Origin of the sequence: Hydrocoleum sp. CS-953 (genome assembly GCF_002260545.1) — a bacterium.
Lineage (GTDB): Bacteria > Cyanobacteriota > Cyanobacteriia > Cyanobacteriales > Microcoleaceae > Trichodesmium.
This window is the reverse complement of sequence record NZ_LGSU01000681.1, coordinates 1-4226: the sequence shown is the minus strand read 5'-3', so window position 1 is coordinate 4226 and position 4226 is coordinate 1. Positions and strand designations below refer to the sequence as shown.

The 4226-nt window shown below is 35.9% G+C and carries 2 protein-coding genes and 3 pseudogenes; all 5 read left to right on the top strand.

The window, feature by feature from the left end:
• Window positions 1–633: 633 nt before the first annotated feature.
• Window positions 634–1055 (top strand): annotated as a pseudogene (gene rpsB / locus AFK68_RS38365) (30S ribosomal protein S2); the annotation flags it as partial.
• A 1-nt stretch (window position 1056) separates the two neighbouring features.
• The coding region (rpsB, locus tag AFK68_RS38360) for a 30S ribosomal protein S2 (RefSeq protein WP_210407285.1) at window positions 1057–1656 on the top strand (600 nt) is incomplete at its 5' end.
• A 118-nt stretch (window positions 1657–1774) separates the two neighbouring features.
• Window positions 1775–1966 (top strand): annotated as a pseudogene (locus AFK68_RS41250) (elongation factor Ts); the annotation flags it as partial.
• A 2-nt stretch (window positions 1967–1968) separates the two neighbouring features.
• Window positions 1969–2580: pseudogene (tsf, locus tag AFK68_RS07800) on the top strand (translation elongation factor Ts).
• Window positions 2581–3279: 699 nt separating this feature from the next.
• Window positions 3280–3939: a translation elongation factor Ts gene (tsf, locus tag AFK68_RS07795; RefSeq protein ID WP_094672264.1), complete on the top strand. Its 660-nt coding sequence runs from the start codon at window positions 3280–3282 to the stop codon at window positions 3937–3939.
• Window positions 3940–4226: the final 287 nt, after the last annotated feature.

The following is a 4226-nucleotide window of genomic DNA, read 5'->3' as shown; positions in this document are numbered from 1 at the left end:
AACGGAGTTGTGCGGAACGCTAAACGTCTCTACCTACTCCCCTACTCCCCTACTCAACAAAATGTAGAAAAGTTTTTGAGAAATGGTATAAAGCCTCTCCTTTCAAAGAGAAACAAAAAAAATATTCCTTTTATTCAATCCTTTTGCTTTGAGGGAGAGGTAATTATCAATTTACATTATCCATTATTGAACGCTTTGAGCGAACAGGCAATAGTTTCAAGTTTTGTATCTAATTTTTTATTTTTCACGACCAATTTAGGATTGCTATAAATTGTTAATTATTAATTAGGGCTTGCAAAATAAATCCGANTTTTTTGCTCAATATTTAGAGAAAAATCACTCTTACTATTCTTCCGACTACCTCTTCTAAATTCCCCATTTCTCCTGTAGGGGCGATTCGCGTAATTAGGAGCATTCCGGCACGGAAATCGCCCCTAAAATTCCTGACTCCTACCACTACTAAAAGACTTTTTCAGCAAACCCTAGTTATCTTCTCTGCTAAATCTGTTCCATAATATGTTAAGCTAGAAAAGTTGTCTAAAATCGCACATCTGGGTAATCGGGTGTTCTACAGATTTTTAATCTGTGGGAATACACCTGGATGGAGGATTAACCCGAATAGGAGATTAAAATATGCCAGTTGTTAGTTTGGCTCAATTATTAGAGTCAGGAGTCCACTTTGGGCATCAGACCCGTCGCTGGAACCCAAGAATGTCCCAGTATATTTTTACTGAGCGTAATGGTGTTCATATAATTGACCTGGTTCAAACAGCTCAATTAATGGATGAAGCCTATAATTATATCAGAACGGCCTCAGAACAAGGAAAAAAATTCTTATTCGTTGGTACCAAGCGTCAAGCTGCTGGTATTATCGCTCAAGAAGCCACTAGATGCGGAGGTTATTATATTAACCAACGTTGGTTGGGTGGAATGCTAACCAACTGGACTACTATTAAGACTCGTGTAGAAAGATTGAAAGACCTGGAGCGTCGTGAGAATAGTGGGGCACTAGATTTATTGCCGAAAAAAGAAGCTTCAGTGCTTCGTCGTGAAATNCGTCAAGCTGCTGGTATTATCGCTCAAGAAGCCACTAGATGCGGAGGTTATTATATTAACCAACGTTGGTTGGGTGGAATGCTAACCAACTGGACTACTATTAAGACTCGTGTAGAAAGATTGAAAGACCTGGAGCGTCGTGAGAATAGTGGGGCACTAGATTTATTGCCGAAAAAAGAAGCTTCAGTGCTTCGTCGTGAAATGGCTAAACTACAAAAATATCTGGGTGGGATTAAAAATATGCGTCGCCTCCCTGATGGGGTAATTATGGTGGACCAGCGACGAGAGTATAATGCTGTTCAAGAATGTCAGAAGTTGGATATTCCGATTGTATCCTTATTAGATACAAATTGTGACCCTACTCAAGTAGATATTCCGATTCCGGCAAATGATGATGCTATTCGGTCAATTAAACTTATATTAGGCAAATTGGCTGATGCTATTTATGAAGGTCGTCATGGTCAACTCGAAACAGATTATCAAGAAGACTATGAAGATTACGAAGATTATGAAGATGATTATGAGGGAGCTGAAGGAGATTTTGACTTAGATGATACTAATCAAGAGGAATCATCAGAGGAAAGTCAGGAAGAAGAATAACAAACTCCGGCAATATTTTTGAGTAGGATAGGTGGGATTTTTGGGGATAAAATAAAGCGTAAATTATTTCTAAAAATCCTACCTGGAGTTAGGAAACTCAAATAATAAATGAAAAGAGATGGTGGAAATATCGGCAAAGTTAGTTAAAGATTTGCGTGAACAAACTGGCGCTGGTATGATGGACTGCAAAAAGGCTCTGACAAAAACTAATGGGGATATTAATAAAGCTACAGAATGGCTGAAACAGAAATTTCTTGATTATTGCCCTCCAATACCAGTAGTACCAGAAGGATTAGTTGAGAGTTATATTNTATGATGGACTGCAAAAAGGCTCTGACAAAAACTAATGGGGATATTAATAAAGCTACAGAATGGCTGAAACAGAAATTTCTTGATTATTGCCCTCCAATACCAGTAGTACCAGAAGGATTAGTTGAGAGTTATATTAATACTGGTGGCAGAATTGGTGTTTTAGTGGAAGTAAACTGTGACACAGATTTTGTGGCCAGGAATGAGACATTCAAAGAATTAGTTAAAAATGTTGCTATGTAAATAGCAGCTTGTCCACAGGTAGAATATATTTCAGTTGATGATATTCCCACGGAATTTGTAGAAAGTGAAAAATCTATAGAAATGGGTAGAGAAGACCTGAGTAATAAGCCGGAAAATATTAGAGAAAAAATAGTTCAGGGAAGAATAGAAAAGCGGTTAAAAGAGTTAACTTTGATGGATAAACCTTTTATCCGCGACCAAAATAAGACAGTAGAAGATTTGATTAAAGAAACTAGCGCTCAGTTAGGTGAAAAAATACAAGTAAGTCGTTTTATTAGGTTTGTTTTAGGAGAAGGTATTGAAAAACAAGAAAGTAATTTTGCTGAAGAAGTAGCAGCACAAACTGGGAAAAAGATAGTGGAAAATCTGTAAAGTTAGTTAAATAACTGTGGGAAAAGATAAGGGCAGGTATAATCTAGTGTAAAAAATCCCTAAAAGAAAATAATGGTAGTATGAATAAGGCTCTAGAATAGCTCAAACAAAAAAGGCAAAGAGAGTGTTGTCGTACATATAGCAATCCGTGCATAGGTTGTGATAAATTAAAAAGTAAATAAAAAAGTTGAAACTCCTGTCTATTCCCTGTTCCCTAAAAAGCAGTAAGATTTTTGCCACGAATATGCCGAGGATTGCTATAGTATATGCTATGTAGCGATGAGCAATTATTAGGAATGAAGCAAGATACTCTTACTATCTTGCCTTATGAGTAAAATAATCATAATGCACCACCATCAGTGGTATCATATTGGTGCATATTTATGGGATGAATTGTAGGCTTGGAGAAAGAGAAATTATAGAAAGAAACTAAAAGATTGGATTTATTTGTTCCCAGAGATTTATCTCTTGATTTACCAATGCCAATATCATTAGTAAATTAAAGGATAAAACAGAGGACTCCTCCTATAGAAAAATCAACCATTCAATTACCAGAACCAAGAAACAAGCTCTTTTAGCTATTTGGTAGTTCACTAATTTCTATCTCTAGTATATGGATATATGGAAGATTTTTTCAAAATCTTTAGCGACAACTCTATAATAATTAAATTGTACTGCAAGTAAAGGAAATAATGAAAGATGGCGGAAATATCTGCAAAGTTAGTTAAAGAGTTGCGCGAACAAACAGGCGCAGGTATGATGGACTGCAAAAAAGCCCTGAAAGAAACTGATGGTGATATTAATAAAGCTACAGAATGGCTCAGACAAAAAGGTATTGCTTCAGCAGGAAAACTTGAGGGTAAAGTAGCAGCAGAGGGACTGGTTGAGAGTTATATTCATACAGGCAGCAGAATTGGTGTTTTAGTAGAAGTAAACTGTCAGACAGATTTTGTTGCCCGGAATGAGGCATTCAAAGATTTAGTGAAAAATATTGCTATGCAAATAGCAGCTTGTCCACAGGTAGAATATGTATCAGTTGATGATGTTCCTACTGCATTTGTGGAGAGTGAAAAATCTATAGAAATGGGTAGAGAAGACCTCAGTAAAAAGCCGGAAAATATTAGGGAAAAAATAGTTCAGGGAAGAATAGAAAAGCGGTTGAAAGAATTAACATTAATGGATCAGCCTTATATTAAAGACCAAAATATTACAGTGGCGGAGTTGGTCAAAAATACTATTGCTCAGTTAGGTGAAAATATTCAAGTACGTCGTTTTACTCGATTTGTTTTAGGAGAAGGTATTGAGAAACAAGAAAGTAATTTTGCTGAAGAAGTAGCAGCACAAAGTGGAAAGAAATAATTCATTAATGGATAATGGATAATTGATAATTGATAATTACCTCTCCCTAAAAAGGAGAGGATTAACCAACGACAAAAAAATAAATTTTTTCCCCTTGAAAGGGGAAGCTAATAAAGCTGAGTGATTTAATTAATAATTACTAATTATTAATTATTCGGTAAGAATTTAGCAGAGAATTTAGATTTTCGGATGGGTTTTCGGCACGACAATTTGTTGATTTTCTCAAAGCTGATTTAGTAGTTTTTGAGAAGTATTCAAAAAGGTGATAGGTGGCAGGTGATAAGTTT

Coding starts and splice junctions, on each gene's coding strand:
- tsf (WP_094672264.1), top strand. CDS start 3,280: ATGGCGGAAATATCTGCAAAGTTAGTTAAAGAGTTGCGCGAACAAACA.